The sequence below is a fragment of the Brucella cytisi genome (assembly GCF_038433355.1).
In the GTDB taxonomy this organism is placed as follows: domain Bacteria; phylum Pseudomonadota; class Alphaproteobacteria; order Rhizobiales; family Rhizobiaceae; genus Brucella; species Brucella cytisi.
In genome coordinates this window covers 193,679-219,358 of record NZ_JBCAUP010000006.1, presented here as the reverse complement: position 1 = coordinate 219,358, position 25,680 = coordinate 193,679, and the positions used below count along the sequence as shown (strand labels likewise).

The following is a 25,680-nucleotide window of genomic DNA, read 5'->3' as shown; positions in this document are numbered from 1 at the left end:
TTTATGCTGGTTTCGTCGTCTTGGTTCAAAAGCAGGTTCGTTCGGGCTGCCGCAACTGCGCTGCTGGCCAGTCTCGTGCCGACGACGGTGCTCGCTCACCCGCATGTCTTTGCCGACGCCCGACTGGAACTGACTGTCGCACCTGACGGCACCGTGCAGCAACTTGCTCATGTCTGGCGCTTCGACGACGTTTTCTCCTCGACTGTGCTGATGGAATTTGACAAGAATGGTGACCTGCAACTCGACAAGAATGAACTGATCGACCTCGGCCATGTCATCAATGGTTCGATTGCGGAGTTCAAATATTTCCAGACCGTTTTGGATAACGGCAAGGACGTTAAAATGGCGAGGCCAACCGACCTCGCAGCCGATTTCACCGACAATCGCCTGCTGATCGTTTTTACCAGCAAGCCTGAAAAGCCATTGAAGCTTGCCGCTGGCCATAAAATCAGCTTCGGTGTCTATGACCCGACCTTCTACACGGCCATCGATTACATGGACGACAGCGATCTGGTTGTGAAAGGCCTGCCCGCAGGCTGCACCTCCAAGGTCGTGCGACCCGATCCGGATGAGGCACTCGCCCAGAACCAGGCGACACTGACCGATGCCTTCTTCAACGACCCAACGGGTACGGACATGTCGAAAATATTCGCAACCCGTCTTGAGATAGACTGTGAACCGAAAGGAAAGACAGGCTGATGAGAAAACCGGCTGCCTTCATTCTAACCCTCTGCCTTACGATGATCGTTGCGCAAGCCTATGCGCAATCATCTCTCGGCATTGGCGCGAATGAGGTGGCGATGAAGCCGACCGGGACTTTCGCGCATATCATCCTCTGGATGAACGAGCAGCAGCGCTCGTTTTATCTCGCCATGACCAACGCGCTGAAAGCCATGCGCGAGGATCCATGGCAGGCTTCTGTTCTGGTCGGACTTTCCTTCGTCTACGGTATTTTTCATGCGGCAGGGCCCGGCCACGGCAAGGCGGTCATCTCGTCCTACATGATCGCCAATGAAACAGCGCTCAGGCGCGGCATATTCCTGTCGTTCATTTCATCGCTTTTACAGGCCATCATGGCAATCGCCGTGGTTGGCCTCGCATGGTTTCTGCTGCGCGGCACCGGCATTTCCATGAACCAGACCGCCCGCTATATGGAAATCGCGAGTTTTGCGCTTGTCCTGTTTTTTGGCCTCTGGCTTCTGGCGCGCAAACTGCCACTGCTTTTCAAAAAGCAAGACAATGCAAACCGCAAGCCGGTCTCATCACTTTTTGCTGCAACACCCGCACAGGCAATGGCCTCCGGTCCTGCATGGCAGGGCAGCATTTCGCAAACCACACGCGCGGCAGCGGTCGGAAGCACGGTAAAACTCAACTACAAACCCGCAACTGCCGCTGCATCGGATCATATTTTCATCGGCGAAGGGGATGTATGCGCCGCATGCGGCAATGCCCATATTGCCGATCCGTCGACGCTCGGCGACGATTTCAACTGGAAGACGGCGTGGTCGGCGATTTTCGCGGTGGGCCTGCGTCCCTGCTCCGGCGCGCTGATCGTGCTGACGTTTGCGCTTTTGAATGGCTTGATGGTCGGTGGGCTTCTTTCTGTCTTCGCCATGGCGTTCGGCACATTCATCACCGTGGCTGTTCTTGCCACGCTGGCCGTCACCGCAAAGAATACGGCTCTGCGATTTGCAGGCAGCAATGCCATGTCGGGTCGCCTGAAGGCGGCAATCGAAGTCGCCGCTGCCCTGTTCATCGCGCTGACTGGCGCTCTGCTGCTCAGCGCTTCGCTTGTTAGTTAGTCCTTGTTCTGACGGCGCGAGCGCAGCCAGAAAATGGCAAAGAAGCCCAGAACGAAAACAATCGGGAAGATGATCGCCGCGATTTGCGAGCGTTCGCCCAGTGCCAGCATGATGCTGGGCACGAAATAGGCAAGCACACCGAAGCCGATCAGGATAATGGCAGCGGCAATTGCCGGATTGCTTTTCTTACGCTCAGCCAAGATCACGGAACTCCTCCAGCTTCTTCTTCTGCTGACCGTCACTATCAAAGTTTTCCGGCGCAAGCCATGCCTGATAGGCTTTCTTCAAGGCAGGCCATTCACTGTCGAGAATGGAATACCACGCCGTATCGCGGTTCTTGCCCTTCGCCACCATATGCTGGCGGAAAATTCCCTCGAACGAAAAGCCGAAACGCTCGGCAGCCCGCTTGGAAGGCTCGTTTTCGTTGTGGCATTTCCATTCGTACCGGCGATAGCCAAGCTCGTCGAAAATATACTGCATAAACAGGAACTGCGCTTCCGTGGCGGCAGGCTTCCGCGAAATCAGCGGCCCCCAATAAATGCTGCCTATCTCGATAACGCCATGGGTCGGGTCGATGCGCATCAGTGTCTGGCGCCCGGCAACCTTGCCGCTCGCCTTGTCGATGACAGCGAAGAACAGCGGGTCTTCGCTCTTCGACACCCTTTCCAGCCAGGGCTCGAATTCGTCTCGGGTTGCAGGTGGAAACTCGAACAGCCACGTAAAACGCTGATCTGCATCGTTGACCGAAGAAGCAGCGAAAAGCTCGTCCCCATGCTTCTTCGGGTCCAGCGGTTCCAACCGCACATAACGGCCTTCAAGCACTTTGCGTTCCGGCTTGGGGCGCGGCGTCCAGTTCTGCAAATCAGTCATGCATATTCTCCCAATCACCAGAGACAGGAGCATAAAACAAGCGGGGCGAAAACCGGATTATTGTCCCCGCGTCATTTTTCCCGAATAGCCGCCCGATCAACCGAAACCGCCTTCACCAGCGCAACCACATGGTCACCCGATTGCAGCGCCAGTTCGTCAACCGAGCGCCGCGTCAGCCGCGCACCGAGACGACGTCCCTGGAAGTCCAGCGAAACATAGGCGTTCGGGCCATCATCCGTAGTAATGGCAGTAACGGTCACCGGTAGTACGTTGCGAATGCTGATCGCTTCCGGCACCTTGCGTGCGATGGAAACATCGCGTGCTCGCACGCGCAACCGCACATGCATATTCTGTTTCAGCCCTGCATCGCTGAGCTGGAATGACGCGCCACCAAGGTCGATCTCGGCCAGCTTGTAACGATCATCATAGGACGAAACCGTCCCTTCCAGCAGCACACCGCCGCCCTCGCCCTCTGCGTCGATCAGCGGAAACACATCCGCCGCCGCACCACTTGCCGTCACGTGGCCAGCAGACAGAAGCACGATTTCGTCTGCAAGCCGCGCGACTTCATCGATTTCATGGCTCACATAGACGATCGGCACATGGCTTTCATCGCGAAGACGCTCGATGAAGGGAAGGATTTCCTGCCGGCGCGCGTGATCGAGCGAAGAAAGCGGCTCGTCCAGCAAAAGAAGTGCGGGATCAGACAAGAGCGCGCGGCCAATGGCGACACGCTGTCGTTCACCACCGGAAAGTGTCGATGGCCGCCTGTCGAGAAGATGGTCAATGCCAAGCAGCGCCACAACTTCATCGAAGCTGCGCGTCGCCTGCCGGTGCCCGGCCCAACGCGCATATGTCAGGTTGCGTTTGACGCTCATGTGCGGGAAAAGCCGTGCTTCCTGAAACACATAACCGATGCGGCGTTTTTCCGGTGGCAGATTGACGCCCTTTTCGGCATCGAACAGCGTGAAATCACCCACTGCAATGCGTCCGCTCTCTGGACGGAGTGTTCCGGCAATCATTTTCAGAAGCGTTGTCTTGCCCGCACCGGAATGGCCGAACAAAGCGGTCACGCCCCAGTCGGCAGCAAAATCGGCGGCAACAGGAAACCTGCCATTGCGGCCCGTAATCGAGACAGAAAGCCCGCTCATTTCGTTGCTCCCGCAAGCTTGCGCTGAAGCCATTCGGAAAGGACTACGGCCACAATTGAGATAGCTGCAGATATGGCGATCAGGCGGAACGCCTCGGCATCGCCGGAGGGGGTCTGCATCAGGGCATAGATGGCAAGCGAAAGGGTCTGCGTTTCGCCCGGAATGTTGGAAACGAAGGTTATCGTGGCGCCAAATTCACCCAGCGCCTTGGCAAAACCAAGCACTGCGCCTGCAAGAACACCGGGCAGCAAGGGCGGCAGAATGACTGTGAAGAAGGCCGTGAACCGGTTAGCGCCAAGCGTGCGTGCCGCTTCCTCCAGCCCGCGATCCAACCCCTCTATCGAAAGCCGGATCGGACGGACGAGCAGCGGAAACGCCATGACACCAGCAGCAAGTGCCGCCCCCGTCCAGCGAAAGGAGAAGGAAAGGCCAAACCATTCCTGCAATGGCGCTCCCAGAGCGCCCCGCGCGCCAAACAGGATCAAAAGCAGATAGCCCGTCACCACGGGCGGCAGGACCAGCGGCATGGTGATTATGGCCTGTGCCAGAGACTTGCCCGGAAAATTGAACCGGGCAAGAATCCAGGCGACGATAAAGGCAACTGGCAGCGCGACAATGATAGCTATTCCGGCAACCCGGAGCGACAGAGACACAATCTGCCAGACATTGCCTTCCATCATTATTGGGCAGCCTCCGCAGCTCCCACGAAGCCCTTGTCCTTGATGATCGCCTGTCCGGCATCGCTTTCAAGGAAAGCAAGGAAAGCCTTAGCGGCATCAGTTTCGTTCTTCGCAACAAGCGCCGCCGGGTAGAGGATCGGCGCGTGGCTGCTTGCAGGGAAGCGATAGGCTTCGACAAGTTCCGGTGCCGCGGCACGGTCCGACGCGTAGACGATCGCGGCCTTCACTTCCGCACGGCTGACATATTGCAGCGCAACGCGTACATTCTCGGCAAACACCCCATTCTTCTCGACGTCTTTCCAGATGTCGAGCTTTTCAAGCGCTGCCTTGCCGTATTTGCCCGCCGGGACATTCGACGGGTCACCCATGGCAAAACGACCGACGCTCAAAAGCTCCTTGGCGTCACCCTTCGGCGTGTCCTTCTGCGTTGCAATCACCAGAGCATTGCCAGCGATAACCTTGCGCGAAGCCTTGTCGATGGCATCGGCCTTTTCGACATAATCCATCCAGTCGAGATCGGCGGAAATGAAAATCTGCGCCGGAGCGCCCTGCTCGATCTGCTTGGCCAGAACCGAGGAAGACGCAAACGACGCGACCACTTCGGTACCGTCCTTGGCCTTCACCTGCTTGGCGGCTTCTTCGATAACGTCTTTCATGCTGGCGGCGGCGAAAACAGTCACCTTCTCGGCAGCATGGGCAACCGAGGCAGCACCCGTAGCAACGATGATGAGAAATGCAGCGATCAGTTTTTTCATAAATATCCTCCATATCGCCCGTAGCAACGGACAAAACCATCATCCGCCGGAAAACCGGCGCTGTTTCTGTATGAGCATTGGAGATCTCCTATGCCCCGACTTGCGATGATGGGTGTGATGGAGGCAAACGCGACCCGGATGCCGTCAGACCCTTGATGCACGGGCGTCCATGCAAAAGCCGCCCAAATTCCGTAACGAATTCAGATCGTTCCGGAACCAGAGCCAACATAATGCGATGAAATCTGTTTGACCAGCCCTATGGGGAGCATGCGGCAATAGAGCATTTCCTGTTTTGAAAAAAACATTGGAAATGCTCTATTGTTCTGTTCTGACGCGCATCTTAACCGAGAAATGCTTCACACTTCTCGGGATGAGCTTTGGAGCATTGCCGCAAAATCGCGTCAGCTGCCGATATGTCTGCGCGCCCCGCGCAGTTCGGCGAGCTTCACCTGCTTCTGGCGTTCTGCGTAGCGCGCGCGATCTTCCGGGGTGCGTTCGTCATAACAACCGGCACAGGAAACGCCTTCCTCGAAGAACTGCGAAAATTTGTCTTCCGGCGAAATCGGACGACGGCACGCACGGCAAAGTTCAACGTCGCTTTCAGCAAGGCCGTGACCCACGGCAACGCGCTCATCGAACACGAAGCACTCGCCGTTCCACATGCTTTCCTCGCGCGGGACTTCCTCAAGGTACTTCAGAATACCGCCCTTCAGATGAAAGACATCGTCGAAGCCCAGCCCCTTGACGAAAGCCGTCGCCTTTTCGCAACGAATTCCGCCAGTGCAGAACATCGCGATCTTCTTGCCTTCCAGCTTGTCGCGATTCTGCTCGACCCATTCGGGAAACTCACGAAAAGTCTTGGTCTGTGGATCAAGCGCCCCTTCGAATGTGCCGATGGCATATTCATAGTCATTGCGCGTATCGACCACGACGGTGTTCTCATCGGCAATGAGTGCGTTCCAGTCCTGCGGAGCGATATAGGTGCCGACGCTTTTCAGCGGATCGATGCCATCGACACCCATCGTGACGATTTCACGCTTCAAGCGCACTTTCATGCGATGAAACGGCATTTCGGTCGCATGGGAATATTTGAGCTCCGGCTGAGCCAGATCAGGGATAGCCGTGATGTACTGCACGAGCTTCTCAATTGCCTGGGGTGTGCCTGCGACCGTCCCGTTGATGCCTTCCGCCGCCAGAAGCAACGTTCCCTTGATACCGTTCGAGCAGCAAAGCTGCGCCAACGGCTCGCGCAAGCTCTCATATTGCGGGAGCCGCGCAAAGCAATAAAGGGCGGCAACGGTGAAAGGCAAATTGCTCATCGGTTCTATCTTCTTTGAAAACTATCCCGCAACTAGCCCCCACAAACGGCGAATTCAAGTCAACTTTATCCTCATGCGACCAAGACGCCCCAAAATCGGCCTCGAAGACCACCTTTTTGAGGAGAGAGATATGTTCGACAGCCAGACGATTGCAGCCCTGACGACAATAGCAAATGAGACAGAAATCGACCCGGCGGCTTTGCTGGCAATTGCGGAAGTGGAAAGCGGCGGGCGCGCGCTGTTCGATATCAACGGAGCCAAGGAACCAGCGATCCGGTTCGAAGGGCATTATTTCGACCGCAGACTATCCGGCCGTCTGCGCGACTATGCGAGAAGCAACGGCCTGTCCGCACCGGTTGCAGGCCGGATACGCAATCCAAAATCGCAAGAAGCGCGCTGGCTTCTGCTTGAACGCGCTATGGGCTTGAGCAGAAAGGCAGCGCTTGAATCCACATCCTGGGGGCTCGGGCAGGTCATGGGCGCGCATTGGGAATGGCTTAATTATCCTACGGTCGATGAACTTGTGACGGAAGCACGCGGATCGGTTGCCGGGCAGGCGCGGCTGATGCTGCGCTTTATTGAAAAGGCAGAGCTTCTGGATGTGCTGAGGGCCCGCAACTGGAGCGAATTCGCCCAGCGCTATAACGGCCCTGCTTTTGCCCGCAACGAATATGACAAGCGGATGGCCGAAGCCTATCAGCGCTGGCAAAAGCAACTCGACAGTTTTAAAAGAGCCGCATGAACAAACCTTCTTCAATGGTGGACAAACCGACGAAGGAGATTTAAATCGATTAATAAACTCAAACAGCCGAGCAAGCCATGTCCCAGAAAACCGATCTTCTCGTTCCCATCATGACAGGCCAGCCGGTCATTCCGGTTCTGTTGATCGATAAGGTGGAGCATGCTGTTCCGCTGGCGCGTGCGCTTGCCAAGGGCGGGTTACCTGCGATCGAAATCACCCTGCGCACGGCTGCGGCACTTGATGCCATCCGCGCGGTTGCGTCGGAAGTGCCGGAAGCAATCGTCGGTGCTGGCACGATCCTCAATGCCAAGCAATATGAGGATGCAGCAAAGGCTGGTTCGCGCTTCATCGTTAGCCCCGGCGCGACAAAATATATCGTCGCCGCAGCCAATGACAGCGACGTACCACTTCTGCCCGCTGCCATCACGCCGAGCGAAATGCTGGCGCTCCGTGAGGAAGGCTATACCCATCTGAAATTCTTCCCTGCTGAACAGGCTGGCGGCGCATCGTTCCTGAAGGCGCTGTCCTCACCGCTGGCTGGAACCGTCTTCTGCCCGACCGGCGGTATCAGCCTTGCAAACGCCAGGAATTATCTGTCGCTGCCGAACGTAGTCTGCGTCGGCGGCTCGTGGGTTACACCGAAAGAACTGGTCGAAGCTGGTAACTGGGATGCCATTACCGACCTTGCAAGCGAAGCAGCTGATTTGAAAAGCTGAGTAAGATCAAACGCGAATGAAAAAAGGGGCCCCAAAGGCCCCTATTCTTTTGATTTGCCATCGTTTGGATGGCGATCAGTTGGTTTCCGTGAACTTGGCCACCGTCAGGAAGGTAACGGCATTACCGCTGAACTGGTTGGCGCGCTCGGTAGGCAAATTGCCACGCTGGAAACCTGCCGTGTAGACCATGGCCGGTGCGGAGCGCAGCGCATCGTTGCGGAGGACCGGATTGGTCACCGGTATGGTGCTCGACACCGATTCCGTCGACATGGCGACTTCCGAAGTTGGCATTACCGCAGGCTGGACAACTGCACGCGGCTTGGACTGGGCCTTGGCTACATAACGCCCACCCTTCGCGGTGGTACGAACACCAGTTTCTGCTGCCTTGCCAATCGCTGCAACCTGCTTATGGATTGCGGCAGAAGCAGTAGCTGTGGGCTTTGCCGGTGCCGTGCGGGCAACCGACGCTGTCTGCACAGCTGCTGGAGCCTGTTTTGGCGCAGCGTCTGCAACCGGCTTGCTGTCGTAATCATCGTCAGAAGGCGGTGCGATCAGTTCGCCGATCTCATCCCTCTTGGAAAGCAGGGCAAGCTGCGTATTGGCACGCGGCGCTTCCTTCGGCAGCGGGAACGCTGCCGTTTCGCCCGGCTGCGGCACGGCCGCATTGCCTGCATCAGCAAGCTGTGTCGGTTCGGTCTGCTGGCTATTGACCAGCGCGGCAATTGCATCCTGACCGCTTGCGGCAGGATGTTCACCCGGGCGCGCCGGACGCGCCGACGGGACCACCGCAGCAGCAAGCTGCATATTATCCGTCTCAAGCTGTGGGCGAGCCGACGGGATTGGCACAAAGCCATTCATCAGCGGCGAAGGCGTACCGGCATCGGCAACCTGAACCGTATTCGCATCCACGGCAGCACGGGCGGCAGCTGCTGCATCGGCGGCAGGTTCGGCTGCGGCGAGTGCAACGGCATCCTGAGGCGCCATCGTCGGTTTGCGAGCTGGGATAGGAACGTTTAGCGCGGCGACCGGGACTTCGGCTGTGGTCTGTGCCTGAGCATCAAGGCCAGTTTCTGGACGCGGGGCCTGCACTGGAAGCGGAGCATCGCGGGCAGGCAGAGCTGCAACCATGGTTTCACGCGGCTGCTCGACCGGCTGTTCCGGAACAGCTGCCGGAGCCTGACGCGCAGGCGCCGCGCGAGCTGGGCGCGCTGTCGCCGGTGGGGCGCTCGCGTCACCAGTATCTTCTTCTTCATCGGCGCCGCCACCAAACAGTGCGCCGAAGAGGCTCTTGCTGCGACGCGGCGCAGAATTGCTGGCCATCAAGATTTGGCCACCGCCAGCCTTGCGCTTCTCGATCATGGCCAATGCCTGGTCATAGCCAGGCAACGGCTTACCGTCTGCGGGAAGGTGAGCGGTTTTGCCATCCGGGAAGAGTGCGAGCAGTTCGCGGCGGCTCATGCGTGGCCAGGAGCGAACATTGCCAACATCCATGTGGACGAATGGCGAGCCGGAACGTGGATAATAGCCAACGCCACCGATCTGATAGCGCATGCCGATGCCGCGCAATTTTGCCAGAGGTACGCCAGGAATGTAGAAGTCCATCGCCCGGCCGAGCATATGCTGGCTTTTCTTGGCAACGCCGGTCTTCGCGGAACGCGAGCGCAGCATGGCATTGGTGGCAGGTGAACGATAAGCGGAAACGACGGTGATATACTGGCTCGATCCAGTGGAGCGATAGACCTGCCATACCAGATCGAACAGGCGCGGGTCCATTTTGGTCGGCTCATTGCGGCGCCAGTCTCGCAGGAAAACGTTCAGCTTCTTCAAACCCTGGGCGTCAAAGCGACCGTTTCTCTTGAAAACGATTTCCGCTTTTTCACCGGTGTGAACGTAATAAAGCTTGAGAGAGCGGGTTTCAGCCGAAGCCTGCGAAGGAGACAGCGCCATGAGAACCGCAGCAGCGGCAAGGGCAGACGGAACAGACACAAATGCCTTCATCCCGGTCCAAACCTTCGCAAAGCGCGCTTTAATGGTCGATATGCTGTTCATCGAATCGTATCGCCTTACCGTTTTTCCGCCCCAGAAGCATTCTCCAGGCATCCCTCGGGACTTTCTTTTTGGTGCCACCAAAAGCCTGCGTCCCAGTTCCGCTCGAGCTCCGATTGTCGGGTTTAATGGTTAATGGACGCTTAGTGAACAACAAATGAGGAAACACCATGGCAAAAAAGCCACACACGTGCATCTATTTTTGTCATGGTTAAAAAACTATTAACAGTCTTTAATCGGCAACAGTACCCGCAAAGCGTGACAGCCAAACCGTTATAAACTACTAAAATTCAAACAGTTACACAGAGTTTCATCAGCTGGCTGCACGGCTGAAAGGGGTAGCTTCCTCTTCATCATCGGCACTTGGTCCCTTGCCGGAAATAGACGTCACATCGATGCCATATTCTTTCAGCTTCCGGTAAAGCGTGGTTCTTCCGATGCCCAAACGACGGGCAACTTCGCTGATTTGCCCGTCATAATGGGCGATCGCGAACCGGATCATTTCTTCTTCGGCTGCGGCAAGGGTGCGCACCTCGCCTGCCCCGTCGATCCCGCTGAACAAGCCTGACTGACCACTCACCGTCGGATCGTGGTCGACAAGGTTGAACCGAGCGGATTGTTGTGTTGCCCTTGCCGCCTCAGTCCCCGAACCGATCTGTGCAAAGTCGACCGCTGTCAGTTCGCCAGTCTCGCAGAGAAGGACGGCACGATAAACGGCATTTTTCAACTCCCGCACATTGCCGGGCCAATGATAGGTCTTCAGCTTTTCCAACGCGTGCGTGGTGATGCCGGTGATGTGCCCCATCCGCTCTTCGCTGACATAGCGCATCATGAACTGATGCAGCAGGATCGGAATATCTTCCAGACGGTTGCGCAGCGGCGGCATAGCAACGGCAAAGGAGCCGAGCAGATGGTAAAGCCCTGCATGGAAACGCCCCATATGGACGAGATCCGCCAGAGGACGGCTGTTCGATGCCATGATGCGGGCGTTGGACAGCACGCGTTCGCCTCCCCCGCCAGTTTCGAACTGGCCGGACTGCATGGCAGCAAAAAGCTTGATCTGCGTATGGCGTGGCAGCGCACCCACCTCATCCAGGAAAAGTGTGCCACCATCGGCCTCCGCAAGCTTTCCGAGACTGCGAATGGCGTCATCATCGCGGCGATCACGCCGTGCAGTCGAAACGCCGAAAAAGACTTCGTCAGCGTTGTCCACGGTCAAGGTGCGGCAATCGACGGCCACGAAAGGGCCACGCCAACGTGCACCGCCGCTGCAGATGGCTCGAGCCAGCGTTTCTTTGCCGCTACCGGGTTCTCCCTCAATCAAAAGCGGCGCATCAAGCGCCGAAGCGCGACGTGCCAGAATGCTGACTCGTTCCATTTCCGGGCTTTTGATCGCCATGTCGGAAAGCGTCAGATGGGCCTTCAGCGATGAGCGCGCGCGGCGGATTTCCTGCGTCAGCGCATCGATCTTCAGCGCATTGGAAACTGAAACCTGCACACGTTCGAAAGTGACCGGCTTGGTCACGAAATCGACCGCGCCCATTTTCACTGCCTGCAGAACCGGCTGGAGATCATCATTTTGAACGAGAACGATAACGGGAACATTATTTCCAGCTTCGCGCATTCGGCGCAATACGGTCAGGCCATCCATATCCGGCATCGATAGATCGAGCAGCATCAGGACAATGTCCTTACGCTGGCTTACGAAGCCGAGTGCACTTGCCCCACCGTCAGCAAGAATCGTTCGATAGCCCATGCGCATGACTATCGCTTCAAGATTGCGTCGATGAATCGGATCGTCATCCGCTATGAGTATGCGCGTGGCCATTGACAGCTATCATCAACCTATGGAGTTCCCGCGCCCAAAATACTTAAACAGTTTAAATGTCTCATATTCCAGGCGCGTTATTTGGAGGCAAGCCTTCGTTGAATGCAAGGTACTAAATGTGCCTGAGCGTCCCATTCACAAAAATTGTATCCTGAATCCACTTCCCGGTTCAGGTATTTGCTTTTCTGCAATCCACCGCAGGACAGGCCATCACAAAATTTCGAGGCGCTTTTCCCACCTCTTGGCGATCCTGGCAAGACATGCGAGAAGGGGCTTAATAGAGCGGTTCCGGTTAACACGAAATCGTAGAACCGCTCTATCTCTTTGTTTGTACGCATTATCCGACGAAAAACCGCTTCGCACTTTTTCTGGAGATGCTCTTGGAGAATGTTCATGACCCGATTTTCAGAATCCGTTTTCTTCAACAAGGTTTTGCACGCACCGGCTGGCGATACGGTTGCTGCGGAAAAAACTGACCTCGGCAACCTGCCGGAATGGAATCTGGGCGATCTTTATCCGTCTGCAGACAGCGCAGAACTGAAGAACGATATCGAAAAGGCCTTGAAAGATGCGGCGGCTTTCGAGGAACGCTGGAAGGGCAAGCTCGGTGACCACGCAGCCAAGGCCAATGGCGGCAATTTTGCCGATGCGATCAAGGAATTCGAGGCTCTGGACGAACTGATGGGCCGTATCGGCTCCTTCGCAGGCCTATATTACTATGGCGACACGGCCGATCCGAAGCGCATGAAGCTTTTTGGCGATATGCAGCAAAAGCTGACCGACGCCAGCACCCATCTCATTTTCTTCGGCCTGGAGCTCAATCGCATCGATGATGCAGTTCTCGAAAAGGCTATGAGCGACAATGCAGCCATCGGCCATTATCGCCCGTGGCTGACCGATCTGCGCATGGACAAGCCGTACCAGCTCGATGACAAGCTGGAGCAGCTCTTTCACGAAAAGTCGATTACCGGCTATAGCGCCTGGAACCGGCTGTTCGATGAAACCATGTCCGGTCTTCGCTTTGAAATCGACGGCAAGGAACTCAGCATCGAGCCGACGCTGAACATGCTTCAGGATGCCGATGGCGCTGTGCGCAAAAAGGCATCCGATGCACTGGCAAAAACTTTTGGTGCAAATCTGCGTACTTTCACGCTGATCACCAATACGCTCGCCAAGGACAAGGAAATTTCCGACCGCTGGCGCGGTTTTCAGGATATTGCCGACAGCCGCCACCTTGCCAACCGCGTCGAGCGGGAAGTGGTGGACGCGCTTGCCAAGGCGGTGGAAGACGCTTATCCGCGCCTTTCGCACCGCTATTACGCCCTGAAAGCCAAGTGGCTTGGCCTTGAAAAGCTTGAAAACTGGGATCGCAACGCGCCATTACCGGAAACGCCGCAGGCGCTTATCCCTTGGGATGAAGCGCGCGAAACCGTGCTTTCCGCCTATGGCAATTTCGCACCGGAAATGGCCGAGATTGCGAAGAAGTTCTTCGACAGGAACTGGATCGATGCGCCGGTCCGCCCCGGCAAGGCGCCCGGTGCATTTGCGCATCCGACCGTTCCGTCAGCGCATCCTTACGTGCTTCTCAACTATATGGGCAAGCCGCGCGATGTGATGACGCTGGCACATGAGCTGGGCCATGGCGTGCATCAGGTTCTGGCGGGTAGTCAGGGCGCTCTGATGGCCTCAACGCCACTGACGCTTGCCGAGACCGCATCCGTGTTCGGCGAAATGCTGACCTTCCGTTCGCTTCTGGAGCGCACGAAGGACAAACGCGAGCGCAAGGCCATGCTGGCGCAGAAGGCAGAGGACATGATCAACACGGTCGTGCGCCAGATCGCCTTCTACCAGTTCGAACGTCGCGTCCACACCGAGCGCCGCGAAGGCGAACTGACCGCAGAACGCATCGGCGAAATCTGGATGGATGTGCAACGCGAAAGCCTTGGCGATGCCATCAATCTCAATCCGGGTTACGAAACCTTCTGGACCTATATCCCGCACTTCATCCATTCGCCGTTCTATGTCTATGCTTATGCTTTCGGCGATTGCCTGGTGAACTCGCTCTATGCGGTCTACAAGAACTCGGAAAAGGGCTTCCAGCAGAAATATTTCGACATGCTGAAAGCTGGCGGTACCAAGCATCACAAGGAATTGCTTGCGCCGTTCGGTCTGGATGCAAGCGATCCGGATTTCTGGAGCAAGGGCCTGTCGGTGATCGAAGGTATCATCGATGAGCTTGAAGCGATGGAAGACTGAGCAAACCTGTGACCCAACCGGGTAACAAACCGCTTATCCTGTTTCGGGATGACAAGGCGGGCCGCGATGTGCTTTTCACGGCCCCCTCATCGATCATCCGCGCCGACACACCGGATGAATTCGAACCCGCATGGGATGCAATACAGAAAGCCCACGATGCCGGAAAATGGCTCGCGGGCTATCTGTCCTATGAAGCCGGCTATCTTCTCGAGCCCAAGCTGAGGCCGTTGTTGCCCGAAGGGCGCAATGCCCCGCTTCTCTGCTTTGGCGTGTTCGATGGCCCTTCCGACCTGCACATGCAGGGCCGCGACGCAGACAATGCCACCTTTCTGCGCAATCCGGTCGCACAATGGTCGTTTGACGAATACGTATCGCGCTTCGAGCGCTTGCATCAGCACCTGCGTCAAGGCGACTGCTATCAAGGTAATCTCACCTTTCCGATCCATGCAGAATGGGGCGGCGACCCGCTGATCCTGTTCAACATGCTCGCAAAGCGCCAGCCGGTTCGCTACGCGACTTATTGCGATCTTGGTGGGCCGATTGTCCTGTCGCGCTCGCCGGAACTTTTCTTCGAAGTCGACGGCGACGGGTGGATTGAAACCCATCCGATGAAAGGGACCATGCCCCGCGGTGCGACGCCTGAAGAAGACGAGCAAAACCGCCAGTTTCTGCTGAAGGATCCAAAGAACCAGGCCGAAAACCGCATGATCGTCGATCTGCTTCGCAACGATATTTCGCTCGTCAGCGAAGTGGGATCACTCGACGTGCCGGAACTCTTCCGCATCGAAACCTATCCCACTGTTCACCAGATGATCAGCCGCGTGCGGGCCAGACTAAAAGAAAACCTGCCGCTGCGCTCGCTTTTTGCAGCCCTTTTCCCGTGCGGCTCGATCACCGGCGCACCAAAGATCAGCGCCATGGAAATCCTGCGTAAGCTGGAGGCGGAGCCGCGCGACATCTATTGCGGCTCGCTCGGCTGGATCGAGCCAAGCGGACGGATGCGTTTCAACGTTGCCATTCGCACGATCTCGCTTCTGGATGAAAATCGTGCGATCTTCAATGTCGGGGGTGGCGTGGTCTTCGATTCCACGGCGCAAGCGGAGTACGAGGAATGTCTTCTGAAAGCACGGTTCGCGACAATGTCGAGCCACACGGGGCACAGGCCGTGATCATGGAGCCGGATTATCAGTTGATCGAAACCATGCGCTGGGAACCGCTCTCCGGCGTCCTACGCTTCGATCTACACATGGCGCGCCTCGAAAATTCCGCCCGTGAGCTCGGTTTTGCCTGCAGTATGGAGAACATCCGACAGACGGTTTCAGAAAGTGGCACCGGCGAACAGGCCCTGAAGCTGCGGCTGACGCTAGCGCCAGATGGAGTAGCCACCGTAGCGAGCATTCCTTACGAACCGCTGCCCTCCCAGACGCTCTGGCGAATTGCGATTGCCCGCACATACCTTGATCACAATGATTCTCTGTTGCGTCACAAGACGACGCGACGGCAGGCCTATATCGCAGCGCGCGAAGAATATTCTCCAGCCGAGATCGACGAAGTTATTCTACTCAATGATCGCGGCGAAGTTTGTGAGGGAACCATTACGTCGATATTTCTCGATGTTGGCGGCACGACCTGCACAACACCCGCTCTGTCATGCGGCCTCCTCGACGGTGTGCTGCGCCGTGAATTGCTGAACAACAATGTTGTCGAAGAGGGTATCGTTACCGTCGAAACGCTAAAAAAAGCGCGCAACATTCTCGTCGGTAATTCGCTGCGTGGCATGGTCCGGGCACAGCTGGTCGAAGCTTAAAAAGCCAAAACACGTTAAACATGTATTGATGTCATAGGCTTGTGACGTTTCTTTCTTTCTATGAAGTTGTGTTATCGTTCCCGCGCATAAGCTAAACCGGGCTAAGGATAACCCAACACCGCAATTCTGCGGCTATCAAGAGGAAGAAAATGGCGAAAGCGAAATGGCAAGTCTATGGTGAGATAACCGGCCCCGTCATCATGATCGGCTTTGGGTCGATCGGGCGCGGTACCCTGCCGCTGATTGAACGTCATTTCAAATTCGACAAATCGCGTATGGTCGTGATCGATCCGAGCGAAGCCAATCGCCAGATTCTCGATGACAAGGGTATTCGCTTCATCAAGGAAGCGATCACCAAAGATAATTACAAGAAGGTTTTAGGTCCTCTGCTGAAGGAAGCGGAAGGCCAGCCTTTCATCGTCAATCTTTCAGTCGATACCGGATCGCTCGATCTGATGCGTTACGCCCGAGAGCATGGTGCGCTTTATATCGACACCGTGGTGGAACCCTGGCTCGGCTTCTATTTCGATGAAGAAGCTGACAATGCCTCGCGCACCAACTATGCGCTGCGCGAAACGGTTCGAGCTGAAAAGCGCAAGAACCCCGGCGGTCCAACCGCCGTCTCCTGCTGCGGCGCCAATCCGGGCATGGTCTCGTGGTTCGTCAAGAAAGCACTCGTCGACCTTGCGTCCGACCTGAAGCTCGATTTCATTCAACCGGTAGCGGATGATCGCCATGGCTGGGCGAAACTGATGAAAAAGGCTGGTGTCAAGGGTATCCACATCGCGGAACGCGACACCCAACGCGCAAAAGAGCCGAAGCCTTTCAACACGTTCTGGAATACATGGTCCGTCGAAGGCTTCATCGCCGAAGGCCTGCAACCGGCTGAGCTTGGCTGGGGCAGCCATGAAAAATGGATGCCCAAGAACGCCCGCAAACAGAAGAAGGGCAACAAGGCCGCCATATTCCTCGAACAGCCGGGTGGTAATACCCGCATCCGCACATGGTGCCCGTCGCTCGGCGCACAATATGGCTTGCTCGTCACCCACAATGAAGCGATTTCCATCGCCGATTTTTTCACACTGCGCGACAAGAAGGGCAAGCTCGACTTCCGCCTGACCTGTCATTATGCCTATCATCCGAGCAACGATGCCATTCTGGCACTTGATGAAATGTTCGGCGCAAGCGGCAAGGCACAACCGGTGCAGCACGTTCTGGAAGAACATGAAATTCTGGACGGCAGCGATGAACTCGGCGTTCTGCTCTATGGCCACGACAAGAATGCATATTGGTATGGCTCGCAGTTGACCGTCGAGGAAGCGCGCAAGCTCGCACCTTATCAGAATGCAACCGGATTACAGGTTTCCTCTGCTGTTCTGGCGGGCATGGTCTGGGCGCTGGAAAATCCGCGCAGCGGCATCGTAGAGACCGACGAGATGGATTACCGTCGCTGCCTCGAAGTCCAGATGCAATACCTTGGTCCGTTGAACGGCTATTACACCGACTGGACGCCGCTAGAAGGTCGCGGTCATCTGTTCAAGGAAGATCTTGATACCAAAGATCCGTGGCAATTCCGGAATATTCTGGTGCGCTAATCGATCTGGCCCGGTTTTTGACCGGGCCATTACGTGAGGAATATGTGCGTTTATCGATGTTTGCCCGCAATACGATAGGGCTAGCTGTAAGCCGGTTTCCTGATCTAATGGCTCTGATCTGCGGACTTCTGGTCTTGCCTTGGATTCTTGGTGTGCCGGGCCATCCCAGCCAGACCGTACAGTTTGGATGGACGATCGGACTTGTCTTCATTGTCCTCTATCTCGTTCTCTACCAGATAGCGAAATCCGCTGCCTCCATGGTCTCGCTCAAGAACAATATTGTGCTCAAGCACTATCTTCGTCGCATACTTTCAGCGTCGTCGGTCATCGTCGCCATCATAATGTTGATATCTGCAATACTCGTTTTCAGATCGTGACAGTGGAACGGAAAAATCGAATAGACCCCTTCCACTCTGCGCGGCGATCTTGCATCATCGCCAACAAATCGACAGTCGGAAGCCCATTCCTCACAATGAGGGCTTGTTTTCGTGCAAGTTTCAATACATCAAACTAACCATCCCCGAGCGGTTCCAATCAGCACGGAATCGTTGAAGCCGCTCTAAATACTTGGTTTTACGCATTTCAAACGCCAGCCATTTCGCAGTTCTGGCCCGAAAATGCCTTAATGGAGAGCATGGATATGAAACGCTTCCGCATCATTGCCCCTCTTGCAGTCATGTCGCTGGCGTTGGCCGCGTGTGAAACGGCTGGCCCGGTCGGCGGCAATGTCCCGACAGTATCCCGCAACCCTGCAGGCATTGAAGGCAACTGGGTCGATCCAAACGGCATTGTCTCGTCGTTCAACGGTGGTATTTTCGAGACACGCGCCACCGACACGAACGAAAAGCTTGCCGAAGGCAACTATCGTTACCAGTCGCCGCAGCTTGTCGAGATTGACATGCGCTCCATCGTGCGCGGCACGTCGTCGAAAGTGAACTGCGCACTCGTTTCGCCGTCGCAGCTCAATTGCACGTCGTCATCGGGCTCACGCTTCTCCCTGACGCGTCGCGCGGCAGCATAAGCACCCGATATCTTGCGTAAATTTCAAATATTTACGGCGCGGAAATCACCCGCGCCGATAGAAATTCGCCAGCGGCAATTGTCAGGATTGTAATTTGTCTTTTTTTCTCTAGTTTTCCGGCTGAACAGGAGTCGGAAGATGAGTGAGATGGATAAAGTGCAGGAGAAACCCAGCCAGACAACCAAGCCGGAGGTGCAGGCAAAGCTGCCCAAGGTTGGGGTTCTGCTGGTCAATCTCGGCACACCGGATGGCACGAGCTATGGCCCGATGCGTCGCTATCTGGCCGAGTTTCTCTCCGATCGCCGCGTCATCGAATGGCCGCGCCTCATCTGGTACCCGATCCTCTACGGCATCGTTCTCAATACCCGTCCGAGACGTTCCGGTAAGCTTTATGACCGCATCTGGAACCGCGAGAAAAACGAATCTCCACTGCGGACTTATACGCGCGCCCAGGGCGAGAAGCTTGCCAAGGCGCTCGCCGACTATCCGAATGTGGTGGTGGACTGGGCGATGCGCTATGGTCAGCCGTCCATCGAAAGCGTGACCGACCGTCTTCTGCAGCAAGGTTGTGAGCGGATCGTCATGTTTCCGCTCTACCCGCAATATTCGGCAACGACGACCGCCACGGTGAACGACAAGTTCTTCGAAGCACTCATGAAAAAGCGCTTCCAGCCAGCAGTCCGCATCGTGCCGTCCTATGAAACGGAGCCCGTTTATATCGAGGCGCTGGCCCGCTCCATCGAGAAGCATCTGGAAACGCTTTCCTTCAAGCCGGAAGTGGTCCTTGCATCCTACCACGGCATTCCGAAGAGCTATTCGGACAAGGGTGATCCCTACCGCGAGCAATGTCTTGAAACGTCGCGCCTTTTGCAGGCCCGGCTGGGCTTTGATGACAGTCAGTTTCGCTCCACATTCCAGTCGCGCTTCGGCCCGGAAGAATGGCTCCAGCCCTATACCGACGAAACGGTGGAAGAACTGGCCAAGCACGGGGTAAAATCCATGGCAGTTCTCAATCCGGGTTTCGTGGCCGACTGTCTGGAAACCGTGGATGAAATCGGCAATGAGGCCGCTGAGGAATTTCTGGAAAACGGCGGCGAGAATTTCAGCCATATTCCTTGTCTTAACGACAGTGAAGACGGCATGAAGGTCATCGAGACACTGGTGCGCCGCGAATTGCAAGGATGGGTGTAAGCAATAGGTGATAAGGGCAATATGTTTGCCTCGCTAAAGCATCTATTGTCATATTGCCCTACTGCCTTAAAAGGGAAACAATCAATGACCGGTTTCGATATCATGCTGCTCATTCTGACCGTACTGGTTCTGGCAACGCTGTTTGCCGGTATCAAGACCGTGCCGCAGGGGTTTAACTACACGGTCGAGCGGTTCGGTCGCTATACGCGCACCCTCAATCCCGGCCTCAATCTGATCGTGCCTTTTTTTGATCGTATCGGCGCGCGCCTCAACATGATGGAGCAGGTGCTCGATGTGCCGACGCAGGAGGTCATCACCCGCGATAACGCCATCGTCGGCGTTGATGGCGTGGCTTTCTATCAGGTGCTGAACGCAGCACAGGCGGCCTACCAGGTGGCGAACCTGCAATATGCGATCCTCAATCTGACCATGACCAATATCCGTACCGTCATGGGTTCGATGGATCTCGATGAGCTGCTGTCGAACCGCGATGCGATCAATGATCGTCTGTTGCGGGTCGTCGATGAAGCTGCCCATCCGTGGGGCCTCAAAATGACCCGCGTGGAAATCAAGGATATCAATCCGCCAGAAGATATCGTCACCTCCATGGCACGCCAGATGAAGGCCGAGCGTGACAAGCGTGCGCAGGTTCTTGAAGCCGAGGGCGACCGCAACGCACAGATTTTGCGCGCTGAGGGTCAGAAGCAGTCGCAGATTCTCGAAGCTGAAGGTAAGCTGGAAGCGGCCAAGCGCGAGGCAGAGGCACGCGAGCGCCTTGCCGAAGCCGAAGCGAAAGCCACCACCATGGTTTCTGATGCCGTTGCCAACGGCAATGTGCAGGCGCTTAACTACTTCGTTGCGCAGAAATATACGGAAGCGCTCAGCAATATCGCCAGCGCCAAGAACCAGAAGATCGTACTGATGCCGCTTGAGGCAAGCTCCCTAATTGGTTCGCTCGGCGGCATTGGCGCAATTGCCAAGGAAGTCTTTGGTGATGGCAGCAGGCCAGTCGACCCGGCTCCGCAGCCACCGACTCCTTCCCGTCCGCGCAGCGTTCCGTCCGCAGGGCGCTAAAGCTGCTCAACAAAAGGAAGTGAAGGCGCCATGATTATTGAGTATCTGTCCGGCCTCGGCATCTGGAACTGGCTCGTTTTCGGGCTGATCCTGCTGATACTGGAAATCTCGGCGCCCGGCTTTTTCTTCATCTGGTTCGGGCTCGCGGCATTGGTAACCGGTGCGCTCGCCTTTCTCTTGTCTTCAACGACAGGGTTTGGGTGGCAGTTTCAGACAGTTGTGTTTCTGGTCTTGGCCATCATTTTCGTGCTGGTGGGGCGTCGCTTTTTTGGCTCACGCAGCAGCGACGCCGACGAGCCTTTGCTCAATCGTCGCGGCGAGCAGCTGGTCGGCCAGCGCGCGACATTGACCGAACCGATCATCAATGGTCGCGGGCGTATCCGCATCAATGATACGATGTGGCGCGTGAAAGGCCCTGACCTGCCAACCGGAACAGAAGTCCGGGTAGTAGCCTTCGATCCGGTTTCGCTAGAGATTGAAATCGCAGAGTAAGGCAGTAGGGCAGCATGTCTGCCCTACTAAATATAATGCCTCAATGCAGTATCAAGCAGCGCCGATCCGCAGGAGGTCATGGAAGTGCACGAGCCCGATCGGGCGTCCGGCGTCGGTGACGATCAGCGCACCGATGTGATTTTCATTGATGGTGTTGAGTGCCGCGGTCGCCAGCATGTTCTGGTCAACCGTCTTCGGCTTGCGTGTCATGATGTCGTCAACCGCCAAAGCCGCAAGGTTTCGGCTCAGATTGCGCGATATATCGCCGTCTGTGACGATGCCAGCCAGATCACCACCACTGTCGACAACCACAACACACCCAAAACTCTTTTGCGCCAGAACCTTCATCGCGTCTGGCAGAGAGGTGCCCACTTCCACCAGCGGGAGGCGTTCGCCGCGATGCATGATATCGCGAATATGGATAAGACTTGCACCCAATGAACCGCCGGGATGAAAGGTCTTGAAGTCGCTCGGGGTGAAGCCGCGCGCTTCCAGAAGTGCTATTGCCAGTGCATCGCCGATGGCAAGCTGCATCATGGTTGAGGTCGTAGGCGCCAGGCCATGCGGGCAAGCCTCAGCAGTTTTGGGCAAGAGCAGCACGACGTCCGCAGCACGACCAAGTGCAGAATCCTCACGTGAGGTAATCGCGATCAATGGAATGCGGAAGCGCTGCGAATAATTGACGATCCCTTTCAATTCTGCCGTTTCACCCGACCATGAGATGGCCAGAATAACATCGTCTCGGCCGATCATGCCGAGATCGCCGTGATTGGCTTCCGCCGAATGAACGAAGAATGCCGAAGTACCGGTCGAGGCAAAAGTAGCAGCGAGCTTGGAGCCGATATGGCCGCTCTTGCCGACGCCCGTAACGACTAGACGTCCGCGCGAGGCGACGATACGCTTCACGGCTTCGACAAAGGGGCCGGAAAGTCCGTCATTCAGTGCTTCTTCAAGCGCAGCGAGGCCCGCATTTTCGGTTTTTATAGTGCGCAGCGCCGAAGCGATAGTCGCTTCCGCATCTGCCGGAGAGATGATCTGATCGAGCTTTTCCATGGCGGCAAGGGTTAGCTTTTTCACAGTCGGTTGTCCAAACATTTGTGCAGCGAGCATCGCCATGAATTCAGCCACAGCAACCAAGAATTAACCATGTGCCTTTACCGTTCATCTACCACGTTGCGACGGTTTGAAAACACGACATGCTATTTGCCAAGGCCCCTTCTGGCGGTTCGACGCCCATTGCCCGCAGGCTGCGATGCCTGTTTTTGTCGGGCGTGGCGATGGCAATCTGTCATGGTTCTGCATTTGCTCAGGGGGCCTATCTGCGCGGAAGCGTTGCCGAGGACGTACTTTCAGCCTCCTCGCCGGAAACGCTCGCAAATCGCGGGCTTGCCGCGCCCGGATTTGATGACAGTACCAGCGAGACGACAGACGACAGTTATACCCCGCCTGAAAACACGACAGCAGCAGACCCGACCACCACAACACAAACCGCTCCGACGGTTCCCGTGTCACAGGACAGTCAGCCACTTCTGCCCGACAATATTCGTGTTGGCTCGGTCGATACTGACGCAAGCGACGAAACGGGCGGGGCACAGCGCGAAAATCTTCGGCAATCGCCTGAGCAAGGGCGCAGCTCCACGCAGGAAGCCGATCCGTTCGCGCCGGTCGGCATTCGCACCGGTTCGTTTATCCTGCGACCGTCGCTGGAACAAGGTATCCGTGTCACGACCAATGGCGACAACAGCGCAAGCGGTTCCAGCGCCGTTCTCAACGAAACCACATTGCGGCTCAACGCACAGTCGGACTGGGTACGCCATCAGGCAACGCTTGACGCATCGGGCACCTGGGCCAAGTCCATTTCGGGAGAAGACGTTTCCGAACCGCAAGTTGATATTCAGGGAAAGCTTCGTTTCGATCTCGGTGACCAGACGACCGTCAATACTGGCGCAGGCTACCGGCTGCGTCGCGAAAGCGCGTCGAGCCCAAACGGGGTCGTCGGCGCATTGCAACGGCCTCTGGTTCACACACTCAATGGAAGCCTCGGCGTCGAACGCGACATGGGCCTGATCTTCGGCAGCGCAATCGGACGGGTCGAGCACAATATGTATGGCGATGCGGAATTGTCCTCTGGTGGCACGGTCAGCCAGAAGGATCGCGACAACACCTATGCCAGCATTACGCTGCGCGGCGGTTTCAGCCTGTCCCCGGCAATCAAGCCCTTCACTGAGGTTGAGCTGGGCAAGCGCATCTTCGACGAGAAGACAGACAACAACGGTTATGAACGCAGCGGATCGCAATTTGCCCTGCGCGGCGGCATGATGCTGGATATGGGCGAGAAACTGAACGGCGAATTCGCCGCCGGTTACATGCGCGCCAACAGCGATGATTCTCGTCTTGGCGACATCAGCGGACCGTCGATCAATGCAGCGCTCAACTGGTCACCGCTGCGCGGAACCGATGTGAGCCTCTATGCGCAGACAATGGTCGATACTTCGACCACGCCCGGCATTGCAGGGTCGCTCCTGCATTTTGCAAGCCTCGATGTCACCCACCGCATACGCTCCGACCTGAGTCTCAATGGCAGGCTCGATGCGAATATCCGGCAAAACAAGGATGGCACCGGAACCGACTACACAATCGGTGCGCAGATCGGGGCAACCTACTGGATCAACCGGTTTGTGGGGCTGGATGCACGCCTGCGTCACGAATTCCTGACGAGCAAGATTTCCGATCGCGAATATACCGCCGACAGCGTCTATCTCGGCGTGAAGGTACAGCGCTAGTGTGGAGATAGAACGGCACCCCTTTTCGGGATGCCGTATTATCGTGAGTTTAAGCGAGCCAGAACAGAATACACGCCAAGCCGAAGCCGAGAAGCCCGATAAGGGTTTCCAGAACCGTCCAGGTTTTCAGCGTTGTCTTGACGTCCATATTGAAGAAACGACCGACGAGCCAGAACCCGGAATCGTTGACGTGGGAGAGCATGACCGACCCTGCAGCAAGGGCGATCACCACCGCCGCAATCTCTAGCCCGTGATATCCTGCTGCCTGAACGGCAGGCTGGATAAGCCCTGCGGCCGTTATCAGCGCCACCGTTGCCGAGCCCTGTGCTACGCGCAAAATCGTTGCGATCAGGAAGCCTGCCACAATGACCGGGAGTCCTGTATCTGCGAACGCGTTTGACAAGGCGTCGCCGATTCCGGACGCGCGCAGGACACCACCGAACATGCCGCCTGCACCCGTAATCAGGATGATGGAACATACCGGCCCGAGCGCCGAGTCGAGAATGCGTTCAACGCTGGCTGTATCTCTGCCACGCCTTGGTCCCAGCACATAGGAAGCCACCAATACCGAAATCAGAAGCGCGACAGGTGTAGATCCGATCATTCGCGCCAACTGATACCAGTTTGCATCGGCACTGACCCAGCCTTGGGCGCGGGCAAAATCAAGACCCGTGTTAATGAAAATCAGAACCAGCGGCAGCAGAAGCAGAAGCATGACCAGGCCGGAACTCGGAGGATTGACAGCTGCTTCCCCGTTTTTACCAGCATCAAAACTGTCGGGGATCGGAAGAACAATCTTTTTGCCGATCCATGCGCCAAAAAGGTGCCCGGCAATGAACCAGACAGGTAAGACGACCACGATCCCGACGAGGATGAGAAGTCCCACATCCGCCCCAAGAAGCTCGGATGCGGCAACCGGACCCGGATGCGGCGGCACGAAAACGTGCATCACTGAAAAGGCCGCGGCAACCGGAATACCATAGAGAAGCAGGCTTCCTTTCAGACGTCGTGCAACGGTAAAGACCACGGGAAGCATCACCACCAGACCCGCATCGAAAAAGATGGGGAAGCCGAAGATGAGTGACGCGATGCCAAGCGCCATGGGCGCGCGCTTTTCACCGAACCGCCGGATGAGATCGTCGGCAAGCGCCTGTGCGCCACCGGATATTTCAAGCAACCGGCCCAGCATTGCGCCGAGACCGACCAGAAGTGCCACCCCGCCAAGGGTTGACCCGAAGGCAGCAGTGATTGTCGTCAGAATATTGCCTGCCGGGATACCGGTCGCGAGGGCCGTCAAAAGGCTGACGATTATAAGCGCTACGAAGGCATGGACACGAAACCGGATGATGAGCAAAAGCAATAATAGAACAGCGCCCACCGCGATCGAGATGAGCGCGCCTGCACCCATCGTCTGCTGGAATTCCTGCATGCTTTATTCCTTATGAGGGGAGGAACCTGTTTGATTGATTGCACACGAAAGATGTTTCACACTGTTTTGGGTACGTACTAGGCCAAAAGCCTATTGTCATTGTCAAAAAAGGCAAGTTTCACG

General features: G+C 56.4%; 24 protein-coding genes. 14 read left to right on the top strand and 10 right to left on the bottom strand.

Going from position 1 to position 25,680, the window contains the following annotated elements; all coding sequences use genetic code 11:
• Positions 1 to 3: 3 nt before the first annotated feature.
• Positions 4 to 699: a DUF1007 family protein gene (locus tag AAE521_RS08630; RefSeq protein WP_342061072.1), complete on the top strand. Its 696-nt coding sequence runs from the start codon at positions 4 to 6 to the stop codon at positions 697 to 699.
• The gene (locus AAE521_RS08625) at positions 699 to 1,802 is read left to right on the top strand and encodes a nickel/cobalt transporter (protein WP_342061071.1); all 1,104 of its coding nucleotides are present in this window, start codon (positions 699 to 701) and stop codon (positions 1,800 to 1,802) included. Before AAE521_RS08630 ends, AAE521_RS08625 begins: the two co-directional genes overlap by 1 nt.
• Here AAE521_RS08625 and AAE521_RS08620 read toward each other — a convergent pair.
• The 6 genes from AAE521_RS08620 to trhO form a co-directional block, all read right to left on the bottom strand.
• Positions 1,799 to 2,008 (bottom strand): hypothetical protein, encoded by a 210-nt coding sequence (locus tag AAE521_RS08620; RefSeq protein WP_010660689.1) that lies wholly within the window; start codon positions 2,006 to 2,008, stop codon positions 1,799 to 1,801. The two genes, AAE521_RS08625 and AAE521_RS08620, sit on opposite strands and share 4 nt — an antisense overlap.
• Positions 1,995 to 2,672 (bottom strand): GNAT family N-acetyltransferase, encoded by a 678-nt coding sequence (locus AAE521_RS08615; protein ID WP_071630614.1) that lies wholly within the window; start codon positions 2,670 to 2,672, stop codon positions 1,995 to 1,997. Before AAE521_RS08615 ends, AAE521_RS08620 begins: the two co-directional genes overlap by 14 nt.
• Before the next feature lie 71 nt (positions 2,673 to 2,743).
• Positions 2,744 to 3,823, bottom strand: a complete 1,080-nt coding sequence (gene modC / locus AAE521_RS08610) for a molybdenum ABC transporter ATP-binding protein (RefSeq protein ID WP_071630615.1) — start codon at positions 3,821 to 3,823, stop codon at positions 2,744 to 2,746.
• Complete coding sequence (gene modB / locus AAE521_RS08605; protein WP_206044274.1) at positions 3,820 to 4,506, bottom strand: molybdate ABC transporter permease subunit; 687 nt, start codon at positions 4,504 to 4,506, stop codon at positions 3,820 to 3,822. The genes modC and modB overlap by 4 nt, the downstream gene beginning before the upstream one ends.
• Positions 4,503 to 5,258: a molybdate ABC transporter substrate-binding protein gene (gene modA, locus AAE521_RS08600; RefSeq protein ID WP_071630617.1), complete on the bottom strand. Its 756-nt coding sequence runs from the start codon at positions 5,256 to 5,258 to the stop codon at positions 4,503 to 4,505. Before modA ends, modB begins: the two co-directional genes overlap by 4 nt.
• 401 nt (positions 5,259 to 5,659) lie before the next feature.
• Positions 5,660 to 6,577, bottom strand: coding sequence for an oxygen-dependent tRNA uridine(34) hydroxylase TrhO (gene trhO, locus AAE521_RS08595; protein ID WP_342061070.1), 918 nt, complete (start codon positions 6,575 to 6,577; stop codon positions 5,660 to 5,662).
• A 130-nt stretch (positions 6,578 to 6,707) separates the two neighbouring features.
• On the opposite strand from trhO, the gene AAE521_RS08590 reads away from it, so the two are divergent.
• Both AAE521_RS08590 and AAE521_RS08585 read left to right on the top strand, forming a co-directional pair.
• The gene (locus AAE521_RS08590; protein WP_342061069.1) at positions 6,708 to 7,319 is read left to right on the top strand and encodes an N-acetylmuramidase family protein; all 612 of its coding nucleotides are present in this window, start codon (positions 6,708 to 6,710) and stop codon (positions 7,317 to 7,319) included.
• Between the two features lie 77 nt (positions 7,320 to 7,396).
• Positions 7,397 to 8,035: a 2-dehydro-3-deoxy-phosphogluconate aldolase gene (locus AAE521_RS08585; protein WP_342061068.1), complete on the top strand. Its 639-nt coding sequence runs from the start codon at positions 7,397 to 7,399 to the stop codon at positions 8,033 to 8,035.
• Between the two features lie 75 nt (positions 8,036 to 8,110).
• Here AAE521_RS08585 and AAE521_RS08580 read toward each other — a convergent pair whose 3' ends face one another.
• On the bottom strand, positions 8,111 to 10,084 hold the full coding sequence (locus AAE521_RS08580; RefSeq protein WP_342061067.1) for a peptidoglycan L,D-endopeptidase MepK: 1,974 nt from the start codon (positions 10,082 to 10,084) through the stop codon (positions 8,111 to 8,113).
• Positions 10,085 to 10,394: 310 nt separating this feature from the next.
• The gene (locus tag AAE521_RS08575; protein ID WP_071630622.1) at positions 10,395 to 11,909 is read right to left on the bottom strand and encodes a sigma-54-dependent transcriptional regulator; all 1,515 of its coding nucleotides are present in this window, start codon (positions 11,907 to 11,909) and stop codon (positions 10,395 to 10,397) included.
• A 393-nt stretch (positions 11,910 to 12,302) separates the two neighbouring features.
• On the opposite strand from AAE521_RS08575, the gene AAE521_RS08570 reads away from it, so the two are divergent.
• From AAE521_RS08570 to AAE521_RS08530, 9 genes are all read left to right on the top strand, one after another.
• Positions 12,303 to 14,165 (top strand): M3 family oligoendopeptidase, encoded by a 1,863-nt coding sequence (locus AAE521_RS08570; protein ID WP_342061066.1) that lies wholly within the window; start codon positions 12,303 to 12,305, stop codon positions 14,163 to 14,165.
• A gap of 8 nt (positions 14,166 to 14,173) precedes the next feature.
• Entirely contained in the window at positions 14,174 to 15,334 is a 1,161-nt protein-coding gene (locus tag AAE521_RS08565; RefSeq protein ID WP_342061065.1) for an aminodeoxychorismate synthase component I, read from the top strand.
• Positions 15,277 to 15,972 carry an aminotransferase class IV family protein gene (locus AAE521_RS08560; RefSeq protein ID WP_342061064.1) on the top strand — a complete coding sequence of 232 codons (696 nt, stop codon included), beginning with the start codon at positions 15,277 to 15,279 and terminating at the stop codon, positions 15,970 to 15,972. The genes AAE521_RS08565 and AAE521_RS08560 overlap by 58 nt, the downstream gene beginning before the upstream one ends.
• A gap of 149 nt (positions 15,973 to 16,121) precedes the next feature.
• Positions 16,122 to 17,567, top strand: coding sequence for a homospermidine synthase (locus AAE521_RS08555; RefSeq protein ID WP_342061063.1), 1,446 nt, complete (start codon positions 16,122 to 16,124; stop codon positions 17,565 to 17,567).
• The gene (locus AAE521_RS08550) at positions 17,537 to 17,944 is read left to right on the top strand and encodes a hypothetical protein (RefSeq protein ID WP_235817445.1); all 408 of its coding nucleotides are present in this window, start codon (positions 17,537 to 17,539) and stop codon (positions 17,942 to 17,944) included. The genes AAE521_RS08555 and AAE521_RS08550 overlap by 31 nt, the downstream gene beginning before the upstream one ends.
• A 263-nt stretch (positions 17,945 to 18,207) precedes the next feature.
• Positions 18,208 to 18,588: an outer membrane lipoprotein Omp10 gene (omp10, locus tag AAE521_RS08545; protein ID WP_342061062.1), complete on the top strand. Its 381-nt coding sequence runs from the start codon at positions 18,208 to 18,210 to the stop codon at positions 18,586 to 18,588.
• A 138-nt stretch (positions 18,589 to 18,726) separates the two neighbouring features.
• Complete coding sequence (gene hemH / locus AAE521_RS08540; protein WP_342061061.1) at positions 18,727 to 19,779, top strand: ferrochelatase; 1,053 nt, start codon at positions 18,727 to 18,729, stop codon at positions 19,777 to 19,779.
• 84 nt (positions 19,780 to 19,863) lie between these two features.
• Positions 19,864 to 20,853, top strand: coding sequence for an SPFH domain-containing protein (locus AAE521_RS08535; protein WP_342061060.1), 990 nt, complete (start codon positions 19,864 to 19,866; stop codon positions 20,851 to 20,853).
• 30 nt (positions 20,854 to 20,883) lie between these two features.
• Positions 20,884 to 21,345, top strand: a complete 462-nt coding sequence (locus AAE521_RS08530) for an NfeD family protein (RefSeq protein WP_071630629.1) — start codon at positions 20,884 to 20,886, stop codon at positions 21,343 to 21,345.
• A gap of 51 nt (positions 21,346 to 21,396) precedes the next feature.
• Here the strand turns inward: AAE521_RS08530 and AAE521_RS08525 are convergent, their stop codons facing one another.
• Entirely contained in the window at positions 21,397 to 22,398 is a 1,002-nt protein-coding gene (locus AAE521_RS08525; protein ID WP_342061116.1) for a KpsF/GutQ family sugar-phosphate isomerase, read from the bottom strand.
• A gap of 143 nt (positions 22,399 to 22,541) precedes the next feature.
• On the opposite strand from AAE521_RS08525, the gene AAE521_RS08520 reads away from it, so the two are divergent.
• Positions 22,542 to 24,128 (top strand): outer membrane beta-barrel protein, encoded by a 1,587-nt coding sequence (locus AAE521_RS08520; RefSeq protein WP_342061059.1) that lies wholly within the window; start codon positions 22,542 to 22,544, stop codon positions 24,126 to 24,128.
• Between the two features lie 49 nt (positions 24,129 to 24,177).
• Here the strand turns inward: AAE521_RS08520 and AAE521_RS08515 are convergent, their stop codons facing one another.
• Positions 24,178 to 25,557, bottom strand: coding sequence for a GntP family permease (locus tag AAE521_RS08515; protein WP_342061058.1), 1,380 nt, complete (start codon positions 25,555 to 25,557; stop codon positions 24,178 to 24,180).
• Between the last annotated feature and the right edge of the window lie 123 nt (positions 25,558 to 25,680).